This window comes from Streptomyces sp. NBC_01689, from assembly GCF_036250675.1.
Taxonomy (GTDB): Bacteria; Actinomycetota; Actinomycetes; order Streptomycetales; family Streptomycetaceae; genus Streptomyces.
In genome coordinates, this window is sequence record NZ_CP109592.1 from 7,707,505 (window position 1) to 7,733,424 (window position 25,920).

Annotated in this window: 22 protein-coding genes; 17 read left to right on the plus strand and 5 right to left on the minus strand. The window is 70.6% G+C overall.

Annotation, left to right across the window (positions count from 1 at the left end):
• The 3 genes from secF (at position 1) to OG776_RS33050 (ending at position 4,444) form a co-directional block, all read left to right on the plus strand.
• Positions 1-1,125 carry a protein translocase subunit SecF gene (gene secF / locus OG776_RS33040; RefSeq protein ID WP_148007802.1) on the plus strand — a complete coding sequence of 375 codons (1,125 nt, stop codon included), beginning with the start codon at positions 1-3 and terminating at the stop codon, positions 1,123-1,125.
• On the plus strand, positions 1,122-1,670 hold the full coding sequence (locus OG776_RS33045) for an adenine phosphoribosyltransferase (protein ID WP_148007803.1): 549 nt from the start codon (positions 1,122-1,124) through the stop codon (positions 1,668-1,670). The genes secF and OG776_RS33045 overlap by 4 nt, the downstream gene beginning before the upstream one ends.
• 254 nt (positions 1,671-1,924) lie before the next feature.
• Entirely contained in the window at positions 1,925-4,444 is a 2,520-nt protein-coding gene (locus OG776_RS33050; protein ID WP_148007804.1) for a RelA/SpoT family protein, read from the plus strand.
• Positions 4,445-4,542: 98 nt separating this feature from the next.
• Here the strand turns inward: OG776_RS33050 and OG776_RS33055 are convergent, their stop codons facing one another.
• Both OG776_RS33055 and OG776_RS33060 read right to left on the minus strand, forming a co-directional pair.
• A complete protein-coding gene (locus OG776_RS33055) occupies positions 4,543-5,772 on the minus strand; it encodes a DUF349 domain-containing protein (protein ID WP_148007805.1) in 1,230 nt (409 codons plus the stop codon).
• A 135-nt stretch (positions 5,773-5,907) separates the two neighbouring features.
• Positions 5,908-6,729 (minus strand): peptidylprolyl isomerase, encoded by an 822-nt coding sequence (locus tag OG776_RS33060; RefSeq protein WP_148007806.1) that lies wholly within the window; start codon positions 6,727-6,729, stop codon positions 5,908-5,910.
• A 180-nt stretch (positions 6,730-6,909) separates the two neighbouring features.
• On the opposite strand from OG776_RS33060, the gene OG776_RS33065 reads away from it, so the two are divergent.
• Both OG776_RS33065 and hisS read left to right on the plus strand, forming a co-directional pair.
• Entirely contained in the window at positions 6,910-7,626 is a 717-nt protein-coding gene (locus OG776_RS33065; RefSeq protein ID WP_148007807.1) for an MBL fold metallo-hydrolase, read from the plus strand.
• Positions 7,627-7,638: 12 nt separating this feature from the next.
• Complete coding sequence (gene hisS, locus OG776_RS33070) at positions 7,639-8,901, plus strand: histidine--tRNA ligase (RefSeq protein ID WP_148007808.1); 1,263 nt, start codon at positions 7,639-7,641, stop codon at positions 8,899-8,901.
• 103 nt (positions 8,902-9,004) lie between these two features.
• Here hisS and OG776_RS33075 read toward each other — a convergent pair whose 3' ends face one another.
• Both OG776_RS33075 and OG776_RS33080 read right to left on the minus strand, forming a co-directional pair.
• Entirely contained in the window at positions 9,005-9,850 is an 846-nt protein-coding gene (locus tag OG776_RS33075; RefSeq protein ID WP_148007809.1) for an ABC transporter permease, read from the minus strand.
• Positions 9,847-10,713 (minus strand): ABC transporter ATP-binding protein, encoded by an 867-nt coding sequence (locus tag OG776_RS33080; RefSeq protein WP_148007810.1) that lies wholly within the window; start codon positions 10,711-10,713, stop codon positions 9,847-9,849. Before OG776_RS33080 ends, OG776_RS33075 begins: the two co-directional genes overlap by 4 nt.
• 138 nt (positions 10,714-10,851) lie before the next feature.
• On the opposite strand from OG776_RS33080, the gene OG776_RS33085 reads away from it, so the two are divergent.
• From OG776_RS33085 to rpsD, 3 genes are all read left to right on the plus strand, one after another.
• Positions 10,852-11,487: a vitamin K epoxide reductase family protein gene (locus tag OG776_RS33085; protein ID WP_329322986.1), complete on the plus strand. Its 636-nt coding sequence runs from the start codon at positions 10,852-10,854 to the stop codon at positions 11,485-11,487.
• Positions 11,488-11,531: 44 nt separating this feature from the next.
• Positions 11,532-12,887: a replication-associated recombination protein A gene (locus OG776_RS33090; protein ID WP_148007812.1), complete on the plus strand. Its 1,356-nt coding sequence runs from the start codon at positions 11,532-11,534 to the stop codon at positions 12,885-12,887.
• A gap of 340 nt (positions 12,888-13,227) precedes the next feature.
• Positions 13,228-13,842 (plus strand): 30S ribosomal protein S4, encoded by a 615-nt coding sequence (gene rpsD / locus OG776_RS33095; RefSeq protein ID WP_148007813.1) that lies wholly within the window; start codon positions 13,228-13,230, stop codon positions 13,840-13,842.
• Positions 13,843-13,875: 33 nt separating this feature from the next.
• On the opposite strand, the gene OG776_RS33100 is transcribed toward rpsD, so the two are convergent.
• Positions 13,876-16,044 carry an ATP-binding protein gene (locus OG776_RS33100; protein ID WP_148007814.1) on the minus strand — a complete coding sequence of 723 codons (2,169 nt, stop codon included), beginning with the start codon at positions 16,042-16,044 and terminating at the stop codon, positions 13,876-13,878.
• Positions 16,045-16,204: 160 nt separating this feature from the next.
• On the opposite strand from OG776_RS33100, the gene OG776_RS33105 reads away from it, so the two are divergent.
• The 9 genes from OG776_RS33105 (at position 16,205) to aroB (ending at position 25,887) form a co-directional block, all read left to right on the plus strand.
• Positions 16,205-16,639, plus strand: coding sequence for a DUF948 domain-containing protein (locus tag OG776_RS33105; RefSeq protein WP_148007815.1), 435 nt, complete (start codon positions 16,205-16,207; stop codon positions 16,637-16,639).
• Positions 16,640-16,646: 7 nt separating this feature from the next.
• Positions 16,647-16,985 (plus strand): DUF6167 family protein, encoded by a 339-nt coding sequence (locus OG776_RS33110; protein WP_148007816.1) that lies wholly within the window; start codon positions 16,647-16,649, stop codon positions 16,983-16,985.
• On the plus strand, positions 16,985-19,657 hold the full coding sequence (alaS, locus tag OG776_RS33115) for an alanine--tRNA ligase (protein ID WP_148007817.1): 2,673 nt from the start codon (positions 16,985-16,987) through the stop codon (positions 19,655-19,657). Before OG776_RS33110 ends, alaS begins: the two co-directional genes overlap by 1 nt.
• 53 nt (positions 19,658-19,710) lie before the next feature.
• Entirely contained in the window at positions 19,711-20,175 is a 465-nt protein-coding gene (gene ruvX / locus OG776_RS33120; protein ID WP_148008145.1) for a Holliday junction resolvase RuvX, read from the plus strand.
• Positions 20,176-20,297: 122 nt separating this feature from the next.
• A complete protein-coding gene (mltG, locus tag OG776_RS33125) occupies positions 20,298-22,079 on the plus strand; it encodes an endolytic transglycosylase MltG (protein WP_148007818.1) in 1,782 nt (593 codons plus the stop codon).
• Positions 22,060-22,899 (plus strand): shikimate dehydrogenase, encoded by an 840-nt coding sequence (locus OG776_RS33130; RefSeq protein WP_148007819.1) that lies wholly within the window; start codon positions 22,060-22,062, stop codon positions 22,897-22,899. The genes mltG and OG776_RS33130 overlap by 20 nt, the downstream gene beginning before the upstream one ends.
• 200 nt (positions 22,900-23,099) lie before the next feature.
• Positions 23,100-24,284 (plus strand): chorismate synthase, encoded by a 1,185-nt coding sequence (aroC, locus tag OG776_RS33135; RefSeq protein WP_148007820.1) that lies wholly within the window; start codon positions 23,100-23,102, stop codon positions 24,282-24,284.
• Positions 24,281-24,799 (plus strand): shikimate kinase, encoded by a 519-nt coding sequence (locus OG776_RS33140; RefSeq protein ID WP_148007821.1) that lies wholly within the window; start codon positions 24,281-24,283, stop codon positions 24,797-24,799. The genes aroC and OG776_RS33140 overlap by 4 nt, the downstream gene beginning before the upstream one ends.
• Entirely contained in the window at positions 24,796-25,887 is a 1,092-nt protein-coding gene (gene aroB, locus OG776_RS33145) for a 3-dehydroquinate synthase (protein WP_148007822.1), read from the plus strand. Before OG776_RS33140 ends, aroB begins: the two co-directional genes overlap by 4 nt.
• Positions 25,888-25,920: the final 33 nt, after the last annotated feature.

Consider the following 25,920-nt stretch of genomic DNA (forward strand, 5'->3'; position numbering starts at 1 on the left):
ATGTCGAAACTCGGCACCCTCGGCGCCCGGCTCCACCGCGGTGAGATCGGCTACGACTTCGTCGGCAAGCGCAAGATCTGGTACGCGATCTCGATCCTGATCACCATCACGGCCATCCTCGGTCTGACGGTGCGGGGCCTGAACATGGGCATCGAGTTCCAGGGCGGAGCCGTCTTCACGACGCCGAAGCACATGTCGGCCTCGGTGACCCAGGCCGAGACGTACGCGCAGGACGCCTCCGGGCACGACGCCATCGTCCAGAAGCTCGGCGACGGCAGCCTGCGCATCCAGATCGCGGGCATCGACACCGACAAGTCGGACCAGATCAAGGACCAGCTCTCCAAGGACCTGAAGGTCGACTCGGAGAACATCAACGCGGACCTGGTCGGTCCCAGCTGGGGTGACCAGATCGCCAACAAGGCCTGGGAAGGCCTGGCGATCTTCATGGTCCTCGTCGTGATCTACCTGGCGATCGCCTTCGAGTGGCGCATGGCCGTGGCCGCCCTGGTCGCCCTGATCCACGACATCACCATCACGGTCGGCATCTACGCCCTCGTCGGCTTCGAGGTCACGCCGGGCACCGTGATCGGTCTGCTGACGATCCTCGGTTACTCGCTCTACGACACGGTCGTCGTCTTCGACAGCCTCAAGGAGCAGACGAAGGACATCACCAAGCAGACCCGCTACACGTACAGCGAGGTTGCGGACCGCTCGATCAACGGCACCCTGGTCCGCTCGATCAACACCACGGTCGTCGCGCTGCTGCCCGTCGCGGGTCTGCTGTTCATCGGCGGCGGTGTGCTCGGCGCGGGCATGCTCAACGACATCTCGCTCTCGCTGTTCGTCGGCCTCGCCGCCGGTGCGTACTCCTCGATCTTCATCGCCACGCCGCTCGTCGCCGACCTCAAGGAGCGCGAGCCGCAGATGAAGGCGCTCAAGAAGCGGGTCCTCGCCAAGCGCGCCCAGGCGGCCGCGAAGGGCGAACCCCTGGACGCGCCGGCCTCGGCCGTCCCGCTCGACGACGATGACGAGCCGGAGGGCGCCGCGGCGGCGGTCGTCGGCCCGCGCAACCAGCCCGCGTCCCGCAACCGGGGCCGCGGCCGACCTTCGGGGAAGCGCCGATGACCGAGCTGACGGACGTCTCCACGCTGCTGCTCAGCCGTATACGCGACGTGGCCGACTACCCGGAGCCGGGCGTGGTGTTCAAGGACATCACGCCGCTGCTGGCCGACCCGGTGGCCTTCGAGGCGCTCACCGGCGCGTTCGCCGAGATCGCCGTCCGCACGGGTGCGACGAAGATCGTCGGTCTGGAGGCCCGCGGGTTCATCCTCGGGGCCCCGGTCGCCGTCCGCGCGGGCCTCGGCTTCATCCCGGTCCGCAAGGCGGGCAAGCTCCCCGGAGCGACCCTGGCGCAGGCGTACGACCTGGAGTACGGCTCCGCCGAGATCGAGGTGCACGCCGAGGACCTGGACGCGGAGGACCGTGTCCTGGTCGTCGACGACGTCCTCGCCACCGGTGGCACCGCCGAGGCGTCGCTGCAGCTCGTCCGCCGGGCGGGCGCCGCGGTCGCCGGCGTCGCCGTGCTGATGGAGCTCGGCTTCCTCGGCGGCCGGAGCCGTCTGGAGCCCGCTCTCGCGGGCGCTCCGCTGGAGGCACTCCTCCAGATCTGACGGATCCGGCGGATCCGGCAGGTTCGAGCGAGCGCGGCAAGGCCCGGGTAAAGGCCCTGGAAGGCTCGGGGAAAGGCCTGGGACACCCGTAGGACACCGTGGGAGGCGGGCCCGGAGGAATCCGGCGCCCGCCTTTCGCGTTCCCCCTGGTAAGGGCCGTGCCCACGGCCGAAAGCGAGCCCGGCGCCCAGGATCGCTACCATGGGGTCTCCGGAGCCTGACCGGGGGACCCGGAACGCGCACGAGGAGCCCTCTTGCCAGACGAGGCCCAGCCACTCACCGCCGCCAAGCCCGAGCCCGCCTCGGGCGGCACGGACAAGCCCGCGACGAGCGCAGCTCCCGGGCCGGTCGAGCACGCCCAGTCCGCGCCCGACGACAGGGCGGCCGAGCAGTCCCGCCCCAAGCCGGCCGCTCCCGGGCGCCCCGCGGCCACCCCGGCGGTCCGTTCGGCCCCGAGCCAGTCCACGCGCACCGGTGGCTCCTCCAACCGCGTCCGTGCTCGCCTGGCCCGCCTCGGCGTGCAGCGCTCGAACCCGTACAACCCGGTTCTGGAGCCTCTGCTGCGGATCGTGCGCAGCAACGACCCCAAGATCGAGACGGCCACGCTCCGGCAGGTCGAGAAGGCCTACCAGGTCGCCGAACGCTGGCACCGCGGCCAGAAGCGCAAGAGCGGCGACCCGTACATCACGCACCCGCTCGCCGTCACCACCATCCTGGCCGAGCTGGGCATGGACCCGGCCACCCTGATGGCCGGCCTGCTGCACGACACCGTCGAGGACACCGAGTACGGCCTGGACACCCTCAAGCGCGACTTCGGCGACCAGGTCGCCCTGCTCGTCGACGGTGTCACCAAGCTGGACAAGGTCAAGTTCGGCGAGGCCGCCCAGGCCGAGACCGTGCGCAAGATGGTCGTCGCCATGGCCAAGGACCCCCGCGTCCTGGTCATCAAGCTCGCCGACCGCCTGCACAACATGCGCACCATGCGCTATCTCAAGCGCGAGAAGCAGGAGAAGAAGGCGCGCGAGACCCTGGAGATCTACGCGCCGCTCGCCCACCGCCTGGGCATGAACACCATCAAGTGGGAGCTGGAGGACCTCGCCTTCGCGATCCTCTACCCCAAGATGTACGACGAGATCGTGCGCCTGGTCGCCGAGCGCGCCCCCAAGCGCGACGAATACCTCGCCATAGTGACCGACGAGGTCCAGTCCGACCTGCGCGCGGCCCGTATCAAGGCGACCGTCACCGGCCGCCCGAAGCACTACTACAGCGTCTACCAGAAGATGATCGTCCGCGGCCGTGACTTCGCGGAGATCTACGACCTGGTGGGCATCCGCGTCCTCGTGGACACCGTCCGCGACTGCTACGCGGCGCTCGGCACCGTGCACGCGCGATGGAACCCGGTCCCCGGCCGGTTCAAGGACTACATCGCGATGCCCAAGTTCAACATGTACCAGTCGCTGCACACGACGGTCATCGGGCCCAACGGCAAGCCGGTCGAACTCCAGATCCGTACGTTCGACATGCACCGCCGCGCCGAGTACGGCATCGCCGCGCACTGGAAGTACAAGCAGGAGCCCTCCGCCGGCGCCTCCAAGGTCCGCACGGACGCCCCGAAGAGCGTCAGCAAGGACAAGGACGCGGTCAACGACATGGCGTGGCTGCGCCAGTTGCTCGACTGGCAGAAGGAGACGGAGGACCCCAGCGAGTTCCTGGAGTCGCTGCGCTTCGACCTGTCCCGCAACGAGGTCTTCGTCTTCACGCCCAAGGGCGACGTCATAGCGCTCCCGGCGGGCGCGACCCCCGTGGACTTCGCGTACGCGGTCCACACGGAGGTCGGCCACCGCACGATAGGCGCACGGGTCAACGGACGTCTCGTCCCGCTCGAATCCACCCTGGACAACGGGGACCTGGTGGAGGTCTTCACCTCCAAGGCGGCCGGCGCCGGTCCCTCCCGTGACTGGCTCGGCTTCGTCAAGTCCCCGCGCGCCCGCAACAAGATCCGCGCCTGGTTCTCCAAGGAGCGCCGCGACGAGGCGATCGAACAGGGCAAGGACGCCATCGCCCGCGCGATGCGCAAGCAGAACCTGCCGATCCAGCGCATCCTGACCGGCGACTCCCTGGTGACGCTCGCGCACGAGATGCGCTACCCCGACATCTCGTCGCTGTACGCGGCGATCGGTGAGGGACATGTCGCCGCGCAGAGCGTCGTGCAGAAACTGGTGCAGGCCCTCGGCGGCGAGGAGGCGGCCACCGAGGAGATCGACGAGAGCGTCCCGCCGGCCCGCGGCCGCGGTCGCAAGCGGCGCTCCAACGCCGACCCGGGTGTGGTCGTCAAGGGCGTCGACGACGTGTGGGTCAAGCTCGCGCGCTGCTGCACCCCCGTTCCGGGCGACCCCATCATCGGCTTCGTCACCCGGGGCAGCGGGGTCTCGGTCCACCGCAGCGACTGCGTCAACGTGGAGTCCCTCTCGCGCGAGCCCGAGCGCATCCTCGACGTGGAGTGGGCGCCCACCCAGTCCTCGGTCTTCCTGGTCGCCATCCAGGTGGAGGCGCTGGACCGCTCCCGGCTCCTCTCCGACGTCACCCGCGTCCTGTCCGACCAGCACGTCAACATCCTGTCCGCGGCCGTCCAGACCTCCCGGGACCGCGTCGCCACCTCACGCTTCACCTTCGAGATGGGCGACCCCAAGCACCTGGGCCACGTGCTGAAGGCGGTACGCGGCGTGGAGGGCGTGTACGACGTGTACCGGGTGACTTCGGCGCGCAGGCCGTAGCCGCCCGCCGGGTGTACCGGCGGACATGACGAGAGGGGCTCCCGTACCGGTGTACGGGAGCCCCTCTCACAGAGCCCTTCACACAGGGCGACGGCCTCTCAGCCGCCGAACTCCTGCAGCCCCTTCAGCGCCTGGTCCAGCAGGGCCTGACGGCCGTCGAGCTCGCGCTGCAGCTTGTCCGCCTTCGACGCGTTGCCCGCGGAGCGCGCCGCCTCGATCTGCCCCTGGAGCTTGTCCACGGCGGCCTGCAGCTGACCGGTCAGCCCCTCGGCACGCGCGCGTGCCTCCGGGTTGGTCCGGCGCCACTCGGCCTCCTCGGACTCCTGCAGGGCCCGCTCCACCGCGTGCATCCGGCCCTCGACCTTCGGACGGGCGTCGCGCGGCACATGGCCGATGGCCTCCCAGCGCTCGTTGATCGAGCGGAAGGCGGCCCGGGCGGCCTTGAGATCCTGCACCGGGACGAGCTTCTCGGCCTCCTCGGCCAGCTCCTCCTTGAGCTTCAGGTTCTCCGACTGCTCCGCGTCCCGCTCGGCGAAGACCGAACCGCGCGCCGCGAAGAACACGTCCTGGGCGCCGCGGAAGCGGTTCCACAGGTCGTCCTCGTGCTCACGCTGGGCACGGCCCGCGGCCTTCCAGTCCGCCATCAGCTCGCGGTAGCGCGCCGCCGTCGGACCCCAGTCCGACGAGGAGGACAGCGACTCGGCCTCCGCGACCAGCTTCTCCTTGGTCTTGCGGGCGTCCTCGCGCTGCGCGTCCAGCGAGGCGAAGTGCGCCTTGCGGCGCTTGGAGAACGCCGAGCGCGCGTGCGAGAAGCGGTGCCACAGCTCGTCGTCCGACTTGCGGTCGAGTCGCGGCAGCCCCTTCCAGGTGTCCACCAGGGAGCGCAGCCGCTCACCGGCCGCCCGCCACTGGTCGCTCTGCGCCAGCTCCTCCGCCTCGACGACCAGCGCCTCCTTGGAGTGCCGCGCCTCGTCGGACTGCTTCGCCCGCTGGACCTTGCGCTCCTCACGGCGCGCGTCCACCGTCTCGACGAGCTTGTCCAGCCGTACCTTCAGCGCGTCCAGATCACCGACGGCGTGGTGGGCGTCCACCTGCGCGCGGATGTGGTCGATGGCCGTCTGGGCGTCCTTCGCCGACAGGTCGGTGGTCTTCACTCGCTTCTCGAGGAGGCCGATCTCCACAACCAGGCCTTCGTACTTGCGCTCGAAGTAGGCCAGCGCCTCATCAGGGGAGCCTGCCTGCCAGGAACCGACGACCTGCTCGCCGTCGGCCGTACGCACGTACACGGTCCCCGTCTCGTCGACGCGGCCCCACGGGTCGCTGCTCACAGCGCCTCCTCCACATGATGCCTGCGAGGGGCTTCAGGGCCCCCGGGCATCGTCCACAGTTTCGTCACGGCCAACATAGGCGACCAGCACGGCGGCTGTCCGCATCCAGCGCGACCGAAATTTCGCAGTTGGCGGTCAGGATTTCGTCACGGTCATCTTGTTGACCACGACGGTCGCGTTCGGTGCCCCGTCGCCCTGGCCCGTGCTCTCCCCGGCCGCGGCGATCTTCTTGAGCACCGCGAGACCGGACTTGGAAATAGTTCCGAACGGTGTGTAACTGGGCGGCAGCTGACTGTCCTGGTACACGAGGAAGAACTGGCTTCCACCGGTGTGCTTCTGGCCGGTGTTGGCCATGGCGACCGTACCCGCCGGGTAGACGCCGCCCTTGAGGGATTTGTCCTTCAGGTTCTCGTCCGGGATCGTGTACCCGGGACCGCCGCTGCCGGTGCCCTTCGGGTCACCGCACTGCAGCACGTAGATGCCGTTCGTGGTGAGCCGGTGGCACTTCGTGTGGTCGAAGAAGCCCTTGCCCGCGAGGAAGTCGAACGAGTTCACCGTGTGCGGAGCGGCCGCCGTGTCGAGCGCGATGTCCACGTCCCCGCAGGTCGTGGCCATCTTCATGCTGTAGTCGGCCGACTTGTCGATGGTCATCGCAGGCTCCTTCTTCCAGCTCAGCGACTTCACCGCGCCCTCGGCCGGCTTGGCGCACGGATCCGGCGCCTTGCTGGTCGGGGCGGCGCTCGGCGTGACCTCCGCGCCCGCGTTGGCCTTCTTGTCGTCGTTCTTGAAGACCCCGGTCGCGTAGGACACCACGGCGCCCACGACGACCACGCCGAGGACCGACGCGACCACCGTGTTCCGCATGTGTGACTTGCGCCGCGCGGCCGTGCGCCGCTGCTGCTGCCGCAAGAACTTCTCCCGGGCGAGCTGACGCCGCCGCTGTTCCTGGGTGACCACCGGGTTATCTCCTCGTGCGTCTCGTACGTCAGGTGGGACGCGTGCGTCTGGTGAGCCGATCGCCTGCGTGTGACCCGTACCGTATATGGGTTGGCTGAGGAAACGGCAGCGCCGGTAGGCTCTGAGCCACAGCCGCCCACCCCGTACGACACATCACGTACGACACCCCGAAGGACGATCGTGCTCATTGCCGGGTTCCCCGCCGGGGCCTGGGGGACCAACTGTTACCTGGTCGCCCCCGCCGCGGGTGAGGAGTGCGTGATCATCGACCCGGGCCACCAGGCCACCCAGGGAGTCGAGGACGCGCTCAAGAAGCATCGGCTCAAGCCCGTCGCGGTCATCCTCACCCACGGCCACATCGACCATGTCGCCTCGGTCGTCCCGGTGTGCGGGGCGCACGGCGTTCCCGCGTGGATCCACCCCGAGGACCGCTACATGATGAGCGACCCCGAGAAGGCGCTCGGCCGGTCCATCGGCATGCCGCTCATGGGCGAACTGACGGTGGGAGAGCCGGACGACGTCAAGGAGCTGGCCGACGGCGCCGGGCTCGCGCTGGCCGGTCTCGAGCTGTCCGTCGCGCACGCGCCCGGTCATACCAAGGGGTCGGTGACCTTCCGGATGCCGGAGAGCGCGGACGTCCCGTCCGTGTTCTTCTCCGGGGACCTGCTGTTCGCCGGCTCCATCGGACGTACCGACCTGCCCGGCGGTGACATGGACGAGATGCTCGGTTCGCTGGCCCGCGTGTGCCTGCCGCTCGACGACTCGACCGTGGTGCTGTCGGGGCACGGTCCCCAGACGACCATCGGCCAGGAGCGCGCCACCAACCCGTACCTGCGACAGGTGGCGGCAGACCGTCAAGAGCCCGGCCCGCGGCCGGCTCCCCGACGAGGAATGTGACGAGAGACCTTCGTGAGCACCTTCAAGGCCCCCAAGGGCACGTACGACCTGATCCCGCCGGACAGCGCGAAGTTCCTCGCGGTCCGCGAGGCCATCGCCGGCCCGCTGCGCAACTCGGGCTACGGCTACATCGAGACCCCCGGCTTCGAGAGCGTCGACCTGTTCGCGCGCGGGGTCGGTGAGTCCACCGACATCGTGAGCAAGGAGATGTACGCGTTCGAGACCAAGGGCGGCGACCGGCTGGCGCTGCGCCCCGAGGGCACCGCGTCCGTGCTGCGCGCCGCGCTGGAGGCGAACCTGCACAAGCTCGGCAACCTCCCGGTCAAGCTCTGGTACTCCGGCTCGTACTACCGCTACGAGCGCCCCCAGAAGGGCCGGTACCGGCACTTCTCGCAGGTGGGTGCCGAGGCCATCGGCGCGGAGGACCCGGCCCTCGACGCCGAGCTGATCATCCTGGCGGACCAGGCGTACCGCTCGCTCGGACTGCGGAACTTCCGGATCCTGCTCAACTCGCTCGGCGACCGGGAGTGCCGTCCCGTCTACCGGGCCGCGCTCCAGGACTTCCTGCGCGGTCTCGACCTCGACGAGGACACCCTCCGCCGGGCCGAGATCAATCCGCTGCGGGTCCTCGACGACAAGCGCGACGACGTGCAGAAGCAGTTGGTCGGCGCGCCGCTGCTGCGCGACTTCCTGTGCGACGCCTGCAAGGCGTACCACGAGGAGGTGCGCGAGCTGATCACCGCCGCGGGCGTCGCCTTCGAGGACGACGCCAAGCTGGTGCGCGGCCTGGACTACTACACCCGCACCACCTTCGAGTTCGTCCACGACGGTCTCGGTTCGCAGTCCGCGGTGGGCGGCGGCGGACGCTACGACGGCCTCTCCGAGATGATCGGCGGTCCCGAACTGCCGTCGGTGGGCTGGGCCTTGGGCGTCGACCGCACGGTGCTGGCGCTGGAGGCGGAGGGCGTGGAACTCGAACTCCCCGCGCTCACCAGCGTGTTCGCGGTGCCGCTGGGTGAGGAGGCCCGCCGGGTGCTCTTCGCCAAGGTCACGGAGTTGCGCAAGCTCGGGATCGCCGCCGACTTCTCGTACGGCGGCAAGGGCCTCAAGGGCGCGATGAAGAACGCGAACCGGTCCGGCGCGCGCTACACGATCGTCGCCGGTGAGCGTGATCTCGCCGAAGGCGTTGTGCAGCTCAAGGACATGGAGTCCGGCGAACAGACCGCCGTCGGCGTCAACGAGATCGTCGCGGAGCTGGAGGTCCGGCTCGGCTGAGCGCGGTGGGCCGCCCCCGCCCGTCCCGCCCCGGGACGACTTCCCGGGCACGGCCGGCGGGGGCATCGCCCCGGCGGCCGTGCCCGAGGGCCCGCCGGGTGGGTCACCCGTCGCGCCGGTCGGTCCAGCGGAAGGTCAGCAGACAGAGCACCAGTCCTCCGACGCACCACGCCCCCAGCACCAGGGCGATCCGCCCGAACTCCCAGGCGCCCGCCTGCTCCAGGACCTTCGCCGACTCCGGCAGGAACACCCCGCGCAGGCCCTGGCACATCCACTTCAGCGGGAACAGCGCGCCGACGTTCAGCATCCAGTCGGGGATCGTGTCGATCGCGATGTACACCCCGGAGATGAACTGCAGGACCAGGAACGGGAGAACGACCACCGAGGTGGCGCTCCTGCCGGACTTCGGGACGGAGCTGATCGCGATGCCGAGCAGGGCGCAGGCGGCCAGACCGAGGACGAAGATCCAGCCGAACTCGGCCCATCTGCCCGCGTCCGAGGGGAGTTCCACGTCGTAGAGCGTCGTCCCCACCAGGAGCAGGATCGCCGTCTCCAGGACGCCGGTGACGAGGACCAGCCAGATCTTGCCCAGGAAGTACGCGGCCGGGGGCATCGGTGTGCCGCGCAGCCGGCGCAGCACCCTCTCGTCCCGTTCGATGGCGATCGAGATGCCGAGCGACTGGAAGCTGGTGGACATGATGCCCGCGGCCATCATGGCGGGCACGTACAGCTGTGAGGCCGTGATGCCCGCGCCCCGCACGTCGTCGCTGAAGATCGAGGCGAAGAGGAACAGGAAGACGACCGGGAAGGCGAAGGTGAAGACCACCTGGTCGCGCTGGCGGAAGAACTGCTTGATCTCCAGGGCGCCCCGCCGCAGGCCGAGGCTCCAGGCGCCCGGGAGGCGGCCGGTGCCGACCGCGTCGCGGGACGGTACGCCGGTCGCGGTCATCGCGCGGTCTCCTGTCCGGTCAGGCGCAGATAGACGTCCTCCAGCGTGGGGCGCGTCACCGTCAGCCCCGGTATCTCGCCGTCGAAGCGGAGGGTGAGCGCGGCGACCGTGCGGGTGGGGGTCTCGGTGCGCTCGGAGCGCGGGGTGCCGTCGGCCTCCGTCCACCCCACGGTCGCCCCGGTGCCGAACCGCTCGCGCAGCGCGGCCGGCTCGCCCTCCGCGACGACCCGTCCGCGGGCGACGACGGCGAGCCGGTCCGCGAGCGTCTCCGCCTCCTCCAGGTAGTGGGTGGTGAGGAGGATGGTGGTGCCCTCGCCGGCCAGCTTCCTGATCAGGTCCCAGAAGCGGCGGCGCGCGGCCGGGTCGAAACCGGTGGTCGGTTCGTCCAGGAGCAGCAGCTCGGGGCCGCCGATCACCCCGAGCGCCACGTCCAGCCGCCTGCGCTGACCACCGGAGAGCGCCTTGACCCGGCTGTCCGCCCTGGCCTCCAGACCCACCAGCGCGACGACCTCCTCGGCGTCGCGCGGCCTCGGGTAGTAGCGGGCGAAATGCCGTACGGTCTCGCGCACCGTCAACTCGGCGGGCGCGGATTCGTCCTGCCAGACGATGCCGATCCGGGAGCGCCACGCGCGCGTCCCCGTCGCCGGGTCCGCGCCCAGGACGGTGACCTCGCCCCCGTCCCGGGCGCGGTTGCCCTGGAGGATCTCCACCGTCGTGCTCTTGCCCGCGCCGTTGGGTCCGAGCAGGCCGAACACCTCTCCCCGGCGGATACCGAGGTCGACACCGTCCACGGCGGTCACGTCCCCGTAGCGCTTGCGCAGCCCCCGGACGTCCACCGCGAGCTCTTCCGCGTGTGTTGTCATGGCCCCGAGCTTCCCCCCGAACCGAACGTTCCGGGACGACCGCGCGTACCTCCTTATGTCCATCGAACGGTGGCCATACCCGCGCGTGCGGCACAATGTCGGTGCCCGCAGGCCCTTCGAGACTACGGAAACGGCGTGATGAGCAAGACGACAGTCAAGGACGTCTCCACCGAACCGGACCGCGTCGACGGTCCCCGGACGGTCGGCGGCAGCCGTGCGCTCGCCCTGTTGCTGGTGATCACCGGTGCGGCCGGTCTGCTCGCCGCGTGGGTCATCACGATCGACAAGTTCAAGCTGCTGGAGAACCCGGACTTCGTGCCGGGGTGCAGCCTGAACCCGGTCGTGTCCTGCGGCAACATCATGAAGAGCGAGCAGGCCTCGGCCTTCGGGTTCCCCAACCCGATGCTGGGCCTGGTGGCGTACGGCATCGTGATCTGCGTCGGGGTGAGCCTGCTGGCGCGGGCGACCTTCCCGCGCTGGTACTGGCTGACGTTCAACGCCGGCACGCTCTTCGGCGTCGGATTCTGCACCTGGCTGCAGTTCCAGTCGCTGTACCGCATCAACTCGCTGTGCTTGTGGTGCTCACTGGCCTGGGTCGCCACGATCATCATGTTCTGGTACGTGACCTCGTCCAACGTCCGCAACGGCTTCCTGCCCGCCCCGCGCTGGGCGAGGAGCTTCTTCGGCGAGTTCACCTGGGTCCTGCCGGTCCTGCACATCGGCATCATCGGCATGCTGATCCTGACCCGCTGGTGGGACTTCTGGACGAGCTGACAGCCCCGGGGGGATTGTCAGTGGGGTGACATAGGGTTTCGTCCGTGGAGCCCGACCTGTTCACCGCCGCAGCCGAAGAACGCCAGGAGAAGGACCCCTCCGGGAGTCCCCTGGCCGTCCGGATGCGCCCGCGCACCCTCGACGAGGTGGTGGGCCAGCAGCACCTGCTGAAGCCGGGCTCCCCCCTGCGCAGACTCGTCGGCGAGAGCGGCGGCGGTCCCGCCGGACCCTCGTCCGTGATCCTCTGGGGCCCGCCCGGCACCGGCAAGACCACCCTGGCCTACGTGGTCTCCAAGGCCACGAACAAGCGGTTCGTGGAGCTCTCCGCGATCACCGCGGGCGTCAAGGAGGTGCGCGCGGTCATCGAGAGCGCCCGCCGGGCCACCGGCGGCTTCGGCAAGGAGACCGTCCTCTTCCTGGACGAGATCCACCGCTTCAGCAAGGCCCAGCAGGACTCCCTGCTCCCGGCCGTCGAGAACCGCTGGGTGACGCTCATCGCGGCGACGACCGAGAACCCCTACTTCTCGGTGATCTCCCCGCTGCTCTCCCGCTCCCTCCTGCTCACCCTGGAACCGCTCACCGACGACGACCTGCGCGGACTGCTGCGCCGGGCACTCCAGGACGAGCGCGGCCTCAAGGCGTCCGTCACCCTCCCCGAGGACACCGAGCAGCACCTGATGCGGATCGCCGGCGGTGACGCCCGCCGGGCGCTGACCGCCCTGGAAGCGGCGGCGGGGTCCGCGCTCGACAAGGGCGAGCCGGAGATCACCCTCCAGACCCTGGAGGAGACCGTCGACCGTGCCGCGGTGAAGTACGACCGTGACGGCGACCAGCACTACGACGTGGCGAGCGCCCTCATCAAGTCCATCCGCGGCTCGGACGTGGACGCCGCCCTGCACTACCTGGCCCGGATGATCGAGGCCGGCGAGGACCCGCGCTTCATCGCCCGCCGTCTGATGATCTCCGCCAGCGAGGACATCGGCCTCGCCGATCCGCACGCGCTGCCGACGGCCGTCGCCGCCGCCCAGGCCGTCGCCATGATCGGCTTCCCCGAGGCCGCGCTCACCCTCAGCCACGCGACCATCGCCCTGGCCCTGGCGCCGAAGTCCAACGCCGCCACCACGGCCATCGGCGCCGCCATGGAGGACGTGCGCAAGGGGCACGCGGGCCCGGTGCCGATGCATCTGCGCGACGGGCACTACAAGGGCGCGGCCAAGCTGGGGCACGCCCAGGGGTACGTGTACCCGCACGACCTGCCGGAGGGCATCGCCGCCCAGCAGTACGCCCCCGAGGAGCTGAAGGACCGGGAGTACTACACGCCGACGCGGCACGGCACGGAGGCGCGCTACGCGGACGCGGTGGAGTGGACCCGCAAGCGCCTCGGTCGAGGGCGGTCCTGACCACCCTGTACGATGTCCCGAAGCGCTGCGTCCCGTGTCCGGCCCCGGTCGGCACCACCAGAACGGGACATCCAGCCGGAGCCCCCGCCTCCATGGGGGGATTCCAGGAGCGTCGCGCACCGTCGAAGGTGTCGCGGGCAGCCCACCACCACCCGGTTCCCGGGGAGAGGTCGGTGGGCCACTCGCGTGCTGCACGTATGTGCCCAGACCCAGGAGCGGCTGCCCGCCCCGCCCACGTGGACCCCCACGGTGGCGAGGAGGGTTTCCCGGGCTGCGGATTGCGACCTCCCCTAACCCTGGTGAAGCCGTATTCGTATCGGAAACATGAGGTGTTTGGTTCATGGCGAACCAGTCCCGCCCCAAGGTCAAGAAGTCGCGTGCCCTCGGCATCGCGCTGACCCCGAAGGCCGTCAAGTACTTCGAGGCCCGCCCCTACCCGCCGGGCGAGCACGGCCGTGGCCGCAAGCAGAACTCGGACTACAAGGTCCGTCTGCTCGAGAAGCAGCGTCTGCGCGCGCAGTACGACGTGTCCGAGCGCCAGCTCGTCCGCGCCTACGAGCGTGCCGCCAAGACGCAGGGCAAGACCGGTGAGGCCCTGGTCATCGAGCTGGAGCGTCGTCTCGACGCGCTGGTCCTTCGTTCGGGCATCGCCCGCACGATCTACCAGGCCCGTCAGATGGTCGTTCACGGCCACATCGAGGTCAACGGCGGCAAGGTCGACAAGCCGTCGTTCCGTGTCCGTCCCGACGACGTCGTGATGGTCCGCGAGCGCAGCCGCAGCAAGACGCTGTTCGAGGTCGCCCGCGCCGGTGGGTTCGCCCCCGACGGCGAGACCCCGCGCTACCTCCAGGTGAACCTCGCCGCCCTGGCCTTCCGCCTGGACCGCGAGCCGAACCGCAAGGAGATCCCGGTGATCTGCGACGAGCAGCTCGTCGTCGAGTACTACGCCCGCTGATCATCGGTCCGCGGACGTAGCACCACCTGCGCGTCAGCCCGTCGTCCCGCCGCCCTTCGAGGTGCGCGAGACGGCGGGTTCGTGCGTTTCCGGGGCCGGCCCGAGCGGTGCGGGCACCCCGCCCGGCGGCCGCTGTCCGGGCCGCCGCAGCGCCCGTGCCACCGCCGCCTCCCGCCCGAGCCGCTCCCCGGCGCGCACGCACTCCGCGTAGCGTTCGTCGCCCAGCGCCTCCCTGGCGCCGGCCTCGCACCGCTCGTGCGGCACGTTGTAGTAGGCCGAGCCGAACAGCGGCAGCCCCACCGACGGCCACAGCCGGGCGGCCGCCCCCTGCAGCACCGCTGCCTCGGCCGGATCGCCCTGTACGGCCGTGACCAGCGCCAGCAGCTCCAGCGCGAGAACCGTGCCGAGCAGGTCGTGGAAGGTGTGCGCGATTTCCAGGCACCGGACCAGGAGATTCCGGGCACGGGCCGGATCCTCCGCGGCCAGGGCCTCGTACGCGAGCACGTACAGCGCGTACGCCAGCGTCCAGCGCTCCCCGTGGTCCTCGCACACCCGGCGGACGTCCTCGCACAGCTTCACCGCGGCCGGCATGTCGCCCTGGAACGCCAGCGCCATCGCCAGCTCGACCTGCCCCATCAGCACATTGCTGTTGAGCTCGCCGATCTCGTGGTAGCGGTCCAGCGCCGAGCGCAGCAGCGTCTCCGCCCGCCGCATGTCGTCGCCGACCAGCGCGAGACAGCCGGACCGGTGCTCGGCGTAGGCCAGCGCGATCGGGTTGCCGGTGCGCAACGCCTCGTCCCGGCACTCCTGGAGCGCGGTCAGCGCGGAGACCGTGTCGCCCTGCAGGATCGCGACATAGCCGAGCACCCACAGGGCCTTGAGCCGCGACTGCTCCCGGTCGCCGTCGAGTTCCACACCGCGTTCCAGCCAGTGCCGCCCCTCCGCCAGCCGGCCGCAGCCCACCCAGTAGAACCACAGGCTGCCCGCGAGGTACTGGCCCAGATGCGTCTCGCCCGGCTCGGTCAGGCAGTACTCCAGGGCGCGGCGCAGGTTCGGCAGCTCCGCCTCGACCCGCGCGGCCACCTCGGCCTGCCGCGGCGAGAACCAGTCCAGTTCGCACCAGGTCGCCAGACCCATGTACCAGTCGCGGTGGCGGCGGCGCAGCCGGTCCGCGTCCCCCGACGCCGTCAGCCAGTCCGCGCCGTACGCCCGGACCGAGTCCAGCATCCGGTAGCGCGGGCCCGCCGGTGTCTCCTCGCGGGCCAGCACGGACTGCGCGAGCAGCGACCCGAGCACGTCCAGGACCTGGTCGGCGTGGAGTCCGCCACCGCCGCACACGTACTCGGCGGCCTCCAGGTCGAACCGGCCGGCGAACACCGAAAGCCGCGACCACAGCAGCCGCTCCTCGGACGTGCACAGCTCGTGGCTCCAGCCGATCGCCGTGCGCAGCGTCTGGTGCCGCGGCAGGGCGTCCCGTCCGCCGCCGGTCAGGAGCCGGAAGCGGTCCTCCAGCCGTGCCAGCAGCTGGGCGGGGGAGAGCGCGCTGAGCCGGCCCGCGGCCAGCTCGACGGCGAGCGGGATGCCGTCCAGCCGGCGGCAGAGTTCCCGCACGTCCGACCGGTTGCCGTCGTCCACGGCGAACCCGGGCACCCGGGCCGCCGCCCGCTCCTCGAACAGCTCCACGGCCTCCGTGCCGTCCAGCGGCGCCAGCGGGAACAGCCGTTCGCCCTCGATCTCCAGCGGTCGGCGTCCCACCGCGAGCACCCGCAGCCCCGGCGTCCGGCGCAGCAGTTCGCCCACGAGCGCCGCGCACGCGTCCACCAGATGCTCGAACCCGTCGACGACCAGGAGGAGTTGACGCCCCGCGAGACGGTCGAGCAGCAGCTCGCGCGGGGGCCTCGACGTCTGGTCGGTCGGGCCGAGAGCCTCCACGACCGTGTACGCGACGAGGTCCGGATCCCGTACGGCGGCCAGCTCCGCCCGCCACACGCCGTCCCGCGCGTCCGAGCGGGCCGCCGCCCGGGCCGCGAGCCGCGACTTGCCGACGCCGCCCACGCCGGTCACCGTGACCAGCCGGGATACCTCCAGGGCCGCGGTCAGCCGCGCGAGTTCGGCCGAACGCCCGACGAACGCGTCGAGTTCCAGGGGCAGATTGCCGCGCGGCGCACCGCCGGAGGGCCGGGGCCGGTCAAAATGCTGCATGGTGAACGGAGAGTACTGACCCGTACGCGTTCCGTACAATCGCCTGGCGCAACTCCGGCCCTCGCGGCCGTTAATGCGGTACGGAGCGGAGGCCCCGGCGCGATAGGCTCGGGGGACGACTTTTCGATGTTCAGGCACGTACTAGGGAGCGGGTGCGACAGTGTCCGGTGGTGAGGTGGCCGGGATCCTGGTGGCCGTCTTCTGGGCGATCCTGGTGTCGTTCCTCGCCGTCGCGCTGGCGAGACTGGCCCAGACGCTCAGGGCGACCACCAAGCTCGTGGCGGACGTGACCGACCAGGCCGTCCCGTTGCTGGCCGACGCCTCGGAGGCCGTGCGCTCCGCGCAGACCCAGATCGACCGGGTCGACGCCATCGCATCCGACGTCCAGGAGGTCACGTCGAACGCGTCGGCGCTCTCCACGACCGTCGCCTCCACCTTCGGCGGCCCGCTGGTCAAGGTCGCGGCGTTCGGTTACGGCGTCCGCCGGGCCATCGGTGGCCGCAAGGACAATGTGCCCGCCAGGGCCTCCCGTCGCACCGTGATCGTGGGCCGCGCCGTCCCGTCCGCGCGACGGGGAAAGCGGAAGAAGGACTGACGCAGCGATGTTCCGCCGTACGTTCTGGTTCACCGCCGGCGCAGCCGCGGGCGTGTGGGCCACCACCAAGGTCAACCGCAAGCTCAGGCAGCTGACTCCGGAGAGCCTCGCCGCCCAGGCCGCGAACAAGGCGCTGGAGGCAGGGCACCGGCTCAAGGACTTCGCGCTCGACGTCCGCGAGGGCATGGCCCAGCGGGAGGCCGAACTCGACGACGCGCTCGGGCTCGGCGCCCCCGTCGACCCCGAACTTCCCGCACCCCGGCGGTACGCCGCCATCGAGAACCATGACGATCCGAGGTATGTCGAGAGGTCGGCGTACTCGCACAACCGGAATGAGGACCACTGATGGAGTCGGCCGAGATTCGCCGCCGCTGGTTGAGCTTCTACGAGGAGCGCGGTCACACCGTCGTTCCCTCGGCGTCGCTCATCGCGGACGACCCGACTCTGCTCCTGGTCCCCGCGGGCATGGTCCCCTTCAAGCCGTACTTCCTCGGTGAGGTCAAGCCGCCGTGGCCGCGCGCCACCAGCGTGCAGAAGTGTGTCCGTACGCCCGACATCGAAGAGGTCGGCAAGACCACCCGCCACGGCACGTTCTTCCAGATGTGCGGCAACTTCTCCTTCGGCGACTACTTCAAGGAAGGCGCCATCACCTACGCCTGGGAGCTGCTCACCTCGCCCCAGGACAAGGGTGGTTACGGGCTCGACCCGGAGCGCCTGTGGATCACGGTCTACCTCGACGACGACGAGGCCGAGTCCATCTGGCGCGACAAGATCGGCGTGCCCGCCGAGCGCATCCAGCGCCTCGGCAAGAAGGACAACTACTGGTCCATGGGCGTCCCGGGTCCGTGCGGCCCGTGCTCCGAGATCAACTACGACCGCGGTCCGGAGTTCGGCGTCGAGGGCGGTCCCGCCGTCAACGACGAGCGGTACGTGGAGATCTGGAACCTGGTCTTCATGCAGTACGAGCGCGGCGAGGGCACCTCGAAGGAGGACTTCGAGATCCTCGGCGAGCTGCCCAGCAAGAACATCGACACCGGCCTCGGTCTGGAACGCCTCGCCATGATTCTGCAGGACGTGCAGAACATGTACGAGATCGACACCTCCATGGCCGTCATCAAGAAGGCCACCGAGCTGACGGGCGTCGAGTACGGCGCCGCCCACGACTCCGACGTCTCGCTGCGAGTGGTAACCGACCACATGCGGACGTCCGTGATGCTCATCGGTGACGGCGTGAGCCCCGGCAACGAGGGCCGCGGATACGTCCTGCGCCGCATCATGCGCCGCGCCATCCGCAACATGCGGCTGCTCGGGGCCACGGGACCGGTCGTCAAGGACCTCATCGACGTCGTGATCGAGATGATGGGCCGGCAGTACCCGGAGCTCGTCACCGACCGGCAGCGCATCGAGACCGTGGCCCTCGCCGAGGAGGCCGCCTTCCTCAAGACCCTGAAGGCCGGCACGAACATCCTCGACACGGCCATCACGGACACCAAGGAGTCCGGCGGCACGGTGCTCGCCGGCGACAAGGCGTTCCTGCTCCACGACACCTGGGGCTTCCCGATCGACCTCACCCTGGAGATGGCCGCCGAGCAGGGCCTGTCGGTGGACGAGGACGGTTTCCGCCGTCTGATGAAGGAGCAGCGGGACAAGGCCAAGGCCGACGCCCGGGCCAAGAAGACCGGCCACGCCGACCTGGGCGCCTACCGGCAGATCGCCGACGCCTCCGGTGAGACCGACTTCATCGGGTACGACCGGACCGAGGGCGAGTCGACGATCGTCGGCATCCTCGTCGACGGTGTGTCCTCGCCCGCCGCCACCGAGGGCGACGAGGTCGAGATCGTCCTCGACCGCACCCCGTTCTACGCCGAGGGCGGCGGCCAGATCGGCGACACCGGGCGCATCAGGGTGGACAGCGGCGCGATCGTCGAGATCCGCGACTGCCAGAAGCCCGTCCCGGGGGTCTACGTCCACAAGGGCGTCGTCCAGGTCGGCGAGGTCACCGTCGGCGCGCAGGCCCAGGCCACCATCGACACCCGTCGGCGGACCGCCATCGCCCGCGCCCACTCGGCCACCCACCTCACCCACCAGGCCCTGCGTGACGCCCTCGGCCCGACGGCCGCCCAGGCCGGCTCCGAGAACCAGCCGGGCCGCTTCCGCTTCGACTTCGGTTCGCCCTCGGCCGTCCCCACGGCCGTCATGACCGACGTCGAGCAGAAGATCAACGAGGTGCTCGCCCGGGACCTGGACGTGCACGCCGAGATCCTCAGTCTCGACGAGGCCAAGAAGCAGGGCGCCATCGCCGAGTTCGGCGAGAAGTACGGCGAGCGGGTGCGCGTCGTGACCATCGGCGACTTCTCCAAGGAGCTGTGCGGCGGGACGCACGTCCACAACACCGCGCAGCTGGGCCTGGTCAAGCTGCTCGGCGAGTCCTCGATCGGCTCCGGTGTGCGCCGCATCGAGGCCCTGGTCGGCGTCGACGCCTACAACTTCCTCGCCAAGGAGCACACGGTCGTCGCTCAGCTCCAGGAGCTGGTCAAGGGCCGTCCGGAGGAGCTGCCGGAGAAGATCTCGGCCATGCTCGGCAAGCTGAAGGACGCCGAGAAGGAGATCGAGAAGTTCCGCGCGGAGAAGGTCCTGCAGGCCGCCGCCGGTCTCGCCGGGTCCGCCAAGGACGTCCGCGGTGTCGCGCTGGTCACCGGCCAGGTGCCGGACGGCACCGGCGCGGACGACCTGCGCAAGCTGGTCCTCGACGTCCGGGGCCGCATCCAGGGAGACCGGGCCGTCGTCGTGGCCCTGTTCACCACCGCCGGCGGCCGGCCGCTCACGGTCATCGCCACCAACGAGGCGGCCCGCGAGCGCGGTCTCAAGGCCGGGGACCTGGTCCGCACGGCCGCCAAGACCCTCGGTGGTGGCGGTGGCGGCAAGCCGGACGTCGCCCAGGGCGGCGGCCAGAACCCGGACGCCATCGGCGACGCCATGGACGCCGTCGAACGCCTGGTCGGCGAGACGGCCAAGTGAGCACGGGCGGACCCGTGGGCACGAACGGTCCGGGCGACGGTGACGGCCGGGGCATGCGCCGCGGCCGTCGGCTCGCGATCGACGTCGGGGACGCGCGGATCGGGGTCGCCTCGTGCGATCCCGACGGGATCCTCGCGACTCCGGTCGAGACCGTACCGGGCCGGGACGTGCCCGCCGCCCAGCGCCGGCTTCGGCAGCTGGTCGAGGAGTACGAGCCGATCGAGGTCGTCGTCGGCCTGCCCCGCTCCCTCAAGGGGGGCGAGGGCCCGGCCGCCGTGAAGGTCCGGGGCTTCGCCCAGGAGCTCGCCCGGTCGATCGCGCCGGTCGCGGTGCGGCTCCTCGACGAGAGAATGACCACGGTGACCGCCAGTCAGGGACTGCGCGCCTCCGGCGTGAAGTCCAAGAAGGGCAGGTCGGTCATCGACCAGGCGGCCGCTGTGATCATCCTTCAACAGGCTCTGGAATCCGAACGGGTGTCAGGTAATCCACCTGGCGAGGGCGTCGAAGTGGTCATCTGATCGCGATACGGTAACGTTCCGCGCGGCGTGGTGGTGTTCGAACAGCCACCGCACAGCGAAAGAGGCGAACGGGAGCCGAGCAACAGCGCCAGCCGCCACCGTCTCTCGGCTCTAGGGGATCGATGACTGAGTATGGCCGGGGCCCAGGCTCCGAACCGTGGCATCCGGAGGACCCGTTGTACGGGGACGGCGGATGGGGAGGCCAGGCCGCCGACGGCCAGGCCCCCTACGGCGGCCAGCCGCAGCACTATCCACAGCAGCCGCAACAGCAGCAGGCGCAGTACGGCGACTGGAGCGACGGTCAGCAGGGCGGCTACGGCGGGCAGCAGTTCGATGCCACGGGCCGGCACCACCAGGGGCAGCAGTACCCCGGTCAGGGACAGCAGCACTACGGCGGTCAGGGGCAGCAGCAGTACGCGGGGCAGTACACCGGCCACGACCAGCAGCAGTACGTCGACCCGGGACAGCAGCAGTACCACGGGCAGGACCAGCAGCAGTACCACGACGGTGGCTGGGACAACGGGACGCAGCACCAGGTCGCGTACGCCCCCGACCCGACGGACCCGTACGCGAACCAGGCCGCGGCCTACGGCGGTGAGCAGCCCGACTTCTACAACACCCCCGACGCCTACCCGCCGCCGGAACCGCCCGCCCGCAGGCGCGCCGAGCCCGAACCGGCCCCGACCGACTGGGACCCGGGCCCGGACCAGGGCGAGCACGCCTTCTTCGCGGGCGGCGACGACGATGACGACGACTCCCCGGACGACGATCCGAAGGCCGGCCGCGGCGACCGGAAGGGCCGGGGCGGCAAGGGCGGCACGACCAAGAAGCGCCGCAGCGGCTGCGCCTGCCTGGTGGTCGTGCTCGTCTTCGGCGGCGGTGTCGGCGGTGTCGGTTACTTCGGGTATCAGTTCTACCAAAAACGTTTCGGTCCGGCCCCGGACTACGTGGGCGACGGCTCCGGCGAGGTGACGGTCAACATCCCCAAGGGGTCGGGCGGCTTCGCGATCGGACAGGCACTGAAGCAGGCCGGCGTCATCAAGAGCGTCGACGCCTTCGTCTCCGCCCAGCAGACCAACCCCGACGGCACGAGGATCCAGGCCGGGGCCTATCTGCTGAGGAAAGGCATGTCGGCCGCCAGCGCCGTCAAGCTCATGCTCGACCCCAAGAGCCAGAACAACGTGGTCGTCGCCCCCGGACAGCGCAACGTCATCATCTACAAGAAGATCGACGAGAAACTCGCGCTTCCCGACGGCACCACCGCCAAGATCGCCAAGAAGGAGTACAAGAGCTTCGGTCTCCCCAGCTGGGCGAACGACAACAAGGAGATCAAGGACCCGCTGGAAGGATTCCTCTACCCGGCGACCTACCCCGCGGCCAAGGGGATGAAGCCCGAGACCGTCCTGAAGCAGATGGTCGGACAGGCCACCCAGACCTACCGGAAGCTGAATCTCGAGGCGAAGGCCAAGGACCTCGACCTCGCCGACCCGCTGCAGCTCGTCACGGTCGCGAGCCTGGTCCAGGCCGAGGGCAAGACCCACGACGACTTCCGCAAGATGGCCGAGGTGATCTACAACCGCCTCAAGTCGACGAACACGGAGACCAACCAGCTGCTCCAGTTCGACTCGACCTTCAACTACCTCAAGGGCCAGAGCAACATCCACATCAGTGAGTCCGAGATCAACAGCAACAAGGACCCGTACAACACCTACACCAGCAAGGGTCTGCCGCCCGGTCCCATCGGAAACCCCGGCGACGACGCGTTCAAGGCGGCGCTCAACCCGACCGACGACGGCTGGATCTACTTCGTGGCGACCGACGGCCAGAACAACACCGAATTCGCCAAGACCTACGCCGAATTCCAGAGGCTCAAGGACAAGTTCAATGAGAGCTCGGGCCGCTGACGCCCGCCGGGCGGCGGTCCTCGGATCGCCGATCGCCCATTCCCTCTCCCCGGTGCTGCACCGCGCCGCCTACCGGGAACTGGGACTCGACGACTGGTCCTACGACCGTTTCGAGGTCGACGAGGAGGCACTGCCGGGCTTCCTGGAGGAACTCGGCGGCGAGTGGGCCGGCCTGTCGCTGACCATGCCGCTCAAGCGGGCCGTCATCCCGCTGCTCGACTCCGTCAGCGAGACGGCGGCTTCCGTCGAGGCGGTCAACACCGTCGTCCTCACGGACGACGGACGCCGCGTCGGCGACAACACGGACATCCCCGGCATGGTCGCCGCGCTGCGCGAGCACGGTGTCGAGCAGGTGGAGTCCGCCGCCGTCCTGGGCGCCGGAGCCACCGCCTCGTCGGCGCTGGCCGCCCTGGCACGCGTCTGCACCGGCGAGGTCGTCGCCTACGTCCGCAGCGCCGAGCGCGCCGCCGAGATGCGGCGGTGGGGCGAACGGCTCGACGTGCCGGTCCGTACCGCCGACTGGGCGGACGCGGAGCAGGCCCTGCGCGCCCCCCTGGTGATCGCCACCACCCCGGCGGGCACCACGGACGCGCTGGCCGCCGCGGTCCCCGAGCGGCCCGCCACCCTCTTCGACGTGCTCTACGACCCCTGGCCCACCGCGCTCGCCGCCCGCTGGTCGGCGTACGGCGGTGCCGTCGTCGGAGGGCTCGACCTGCTCGTGCACCAGGCCGTGCTGCAGGTCGAGAGGATGACCGGACGCTCCCCGGCCCCCCTGGGCGCCATGCGGAAGGCGGGCGAGCACGCGCTCGCCAGGCGCTGAGCACCCTGCGGCCCCTCCCGCCGGACACCCTCCGGTCAGGGCGGACACGTCCGTCTGATGGACCTGAGGCCGGACAGGGGGCCCGGCCATGGGAGGATCGGGGGTGGCGGGCCAGGGCCGCGCACCCGGTCGCGCCGTCGCCGTACGCGAGGACGCGTGTACGCAGCAGCAGTACCAGGGCGCGAGCATGAGGAGCACCGTTGAGCAGGTTGCGCTGGCTGACCGCGGGGGAGTCCCACGGTCCCGCACTTGTCGCGACGCTGGAGGGTCTTCCCGCCGGCGTTCCGATCACCACGGACATGGTGGCGGACCACCTCGCCCGGCGGCGCCTGGGCTATGGACGCGGTGCCCGGATGAAGTTCGAGCGTGACGAGGTCACCTTCCTCGGCGGGGTCCGGCACGGGCTCACCCTCGGCTCTCCGGTGGCCATCATGGTCGGCAACACCGAGTGGCCCAAGTGGGAGCAGGTCATGGCGGCCGACCCGGTCGCCCCGGAGATCCTCGCCGACCTGGCCCGCAACGCCCCGCTGACCCGGCCCCGGCCCGGCCACGCGGACCTGGCGGGCATGCAGAAGTACGGCTTCGACGAGGCCCGGCCGATCCTGGAACGCGCCTCCGCCCGCGAGACCGCCGCCCGCGTGGCCCTGGGCGCCGTCGCCCGCTCGTACCTCAAGGAGACGGCGGGGATCGAGATCGTCTCGCACGTCGTCGAGCTCGCCGCGGCGAAGGCGCCGTACGGCGTGTACCCCAGGCCCTCGGACGTCGAGAAGCTCGACGCCGACCCGGTGCGCTGCCTCGACAGCGACGCCTCGAAGGCGATGGTCGCGGAGATCGACCAGGCCCACAAGGACGGCGACACGCTCGGCGGGGTCGTCGAGGTGCTCGCGTACGGCGTGCCCGTGGGCCTCGGCTCGCACGTCCACTGGGACCGCCGCCTCGACGCCCGGCTCGCCGCCGCTCTCATGGGCATCCAGGCCATCAAGGGCGTCGAGGTCGGGGACGGCTTCGAACTCGCCCGGGTGCCCGGCTCCAAGGCCCACGACGAGATCGTCCACGGCGAGGACGGCATCCGCCGCGCCACCGGCCGCTCCGGCGGTACCGAGGGCGGTCTGACCACCGGCGAGCTGCTGCGTGTCCGCGCCGCGATGAAGCCGATCGCCACCGTGCCGCGCGCGCTGGCCACCATCGACGTCGCCACCGGCGAGGCCACCAAGGCCCACCACCAGCGCTCCGACGTCTGCGCGGTCCCGGCTGCCGGCATCGTCGCCGAGGCCATGGTCGCCCTCGTCCTCGCGGACGCCGTGGCGGAGAAGTTCGGCGGCGACAGCGTCCCCGAGACGCGGCGCAACGTCGAGTCCTACCTCCAGAACCTGGTCGTACGGTGACCGCGGGCCCCGTGGTCGTGCTGGTCGGCCCCATGGGCGTCGGCAAGTCCACGGTGGGCGCGCTGCTCGCCGACCGGCTCGGCTGCGCCTACCGGGACACCGACGACGACATCGTCGCCGAACAGGGCCGCACCATCGCCGACATCTTCGTCGACGACGGCGAACCGGTCTTCCGCGCCCTGGAGAGGGACGCGGTCGGCCGCGCGCTGGCCGGACACGACGGTGTTCTGGCGCTCGGCGGCGGCTCGATCCTCGACGCCGACACCCGCACGCTGCTCACCGGGCACCGGGTCGTCTACCTCTCGATGGAGGTCGAGGAGGCGGTCCAGCGCACCGGTCTGAACGCGGCCCGGCCGCTGCTCGCCGTCAACCCGCGCCGGCAGTGGCGCGAGCTGATGGAGGCGCGCCGCCACCTGTACACCGAAGTCGCCAGCGCGGTCGTGCCCACGGACGGCCGCACCCCCGAAGAGGTCGCCCAAGCCGTCCTCGACGCACTGGAGTTGAAGGAAGCATGAGCGAGGCAGTGACGCGTATCCAGGTCGGCGGCACCGCGGGCACCGACCCCTACGAGGTCCTGGTCGGCCGTCAGCTCCTCGGCGAGCTCGGCGGACTCATCGGCGAGCGGGCCAAGCGCGTCGCGGTCGTCCACCCCGAGGCGCTCGCCGAGACCGGTGAGGCGCTGCGCGCCGATCTGGCCGGTCAGGGCTTCGAGGCCGTCGCCATCCAGGTGCCGAACGCGGAGGAGGCGAAGACCGCCGAGGTCGCCGCCTACTGCTGGAAGGCGCTCGGCCAGTCCGGCTTCACCCGCACCGACGTGATCGTCGGCGTGGGCGGCGGAGCCACCACCGACCTGGCCGGTTTCGTGGCGGCGACCTGGCTGCGCGGGGTGCGCTGGATCGCCGTCCCCACCACCGTGCTCGGCATGGTGGACGCGGCGGTCGGCGGCAAGACCGGTATCAACACCGCCGAGGGCAAGAACCTCGTCGGTGCCTTCCACCCGCCGGCCGGCGTGCTCTGCGACCTGGCCGCGCTCGACTCGCTGCCGGTCAACGACTTCGTCTCCGGTCTCGCCGAGGTCATCAAGGCCGGCTTCATCGCCGACCCGGCGATCCTGGAGCTCATCGAGTCCGACCCGGAGGCGGCCCGTACCCCCGCGGGGCCGCACACCGCCGAGCTGATCGAGCGCTCCATCAAGGTCAAGGCGGAGGTCGTCTCCGGCGACCTCAAGGAGTCCGGGCTGCGCGAGATCCTCAACTACGGCCACACCCTCGCGCACGCCATCGAGAAGAACGAGCGCTACAAGTGGCGGCACGGCGCGGCGGTCTCCGTCGGCATGCACTTCGCCGCCGAACTCGGCCGGCTCGCGGGCCGGCTGGACGACGCCACCGCCGACCGGCACCGCACGATCCTCGCGTCCGTGGGTCTCCCGCTGAGCTACCGCCACGACCAGTGGCCCAAGCTCCTGGAGAACATGAAGGTCGACAAGAAGTCGCGCGGCGACCTGCTGCGGTTCATCGTCCTCGACGGCCTCGCCAAGCCGACCGTCCTGGAGGGCCCCGACCCGGCCGTGCTCCTCGCCGCGTACGGCGAAGTGGGGGAGTAACACCCAACGGGCCCTCACTTGGGCGGGTTTGCC

Coding starts and splice junctions, on each gene's coding strand:
- secF (WP_148007802.1), top strand. CDS start 1: ATGTCGAAACTCGGCACCCTCGGCGCCCGGCTCCACCGCGGTGAGATC.
- OG776_RS33045 (WP_148007803.1), top strand. CDS start 1,122: ATGACCGAGCTGACGGACGTCTCCACGCTGCTGCTCAGCCGTATACGC.
- OG776_RS33075 (WP_148007809.1), bottom strand. CDS start 9,850: ATGACCGCGACCGGCGTACCGTCCCGCGACGCGGTCGGCACCGGCCGC.
- OG776_RS33080 (WP_148007810.1), bottom strand. CDS start 10,713: ATGACAACACACGCGGAAGAGCTCGCGGTGGACGTCCGGGGGCTGCGC.
- OG776_RS33085 (WP_329322986.1), top strand. CDS start 10,852: ATGAGCAAGACGACAGTCAAGGACGTCTCCACCGAACCGGACCGCGTC.
- rpsD (WP_148007813.1), top strand. CDS start 13,228: ATGGCGAACCAGTCCCGCCCCAAGGTCAAGAAGTCGCGTGCCCTCGGC.
- OG776_RS33100 (WP_148007814.1), bottom strand. CDS start 16,044: ATGCAGCATTTTGACCGGCCCCGGCCCTCCGGCGGTGCGCCGCGCGGC.
- OG776_RS33110 (WP_148007816.1), top strand. CDS start 16,647: ATGTTCCGCCGTACGTTCTGGTTCACCGCCGGCGCAGCCGCGGGCGTG.
- alaS (WP_148007817.1), top strand. CDS start 16,985: ATGGAGTCGGCCGAGATTCGCCGCCGCTGGTTGAGCTTCTACGAGGAG.
- ruvX (WP_148008145.1), top strand. CDS start 19,711: ATGCGCCGCGGCCGTCGGCTCGCGATCGACGTCGGGGACGCGCGGATC.
- mltG (WP_148007818.1), top strand. CDS start 20,298: ATGACTGAGTATGGCCGGGGCCCAGGCTCCGAACCGTGGCATCCGGAG.
- OG776_RS33130 (WP_148007819.1), top strand. CDS start 22,060: ATGAGAGCTCGGGCCGCTGACGCCCGCCGGGCGGCGGTCCTCGGATCG.
- aroB (WP_148007822.1), top strand. CDS start 24,796: ATGAGCGAGGCAGTGACGCGTATCCAGGTCGGCGGCACCGCGGGCACC.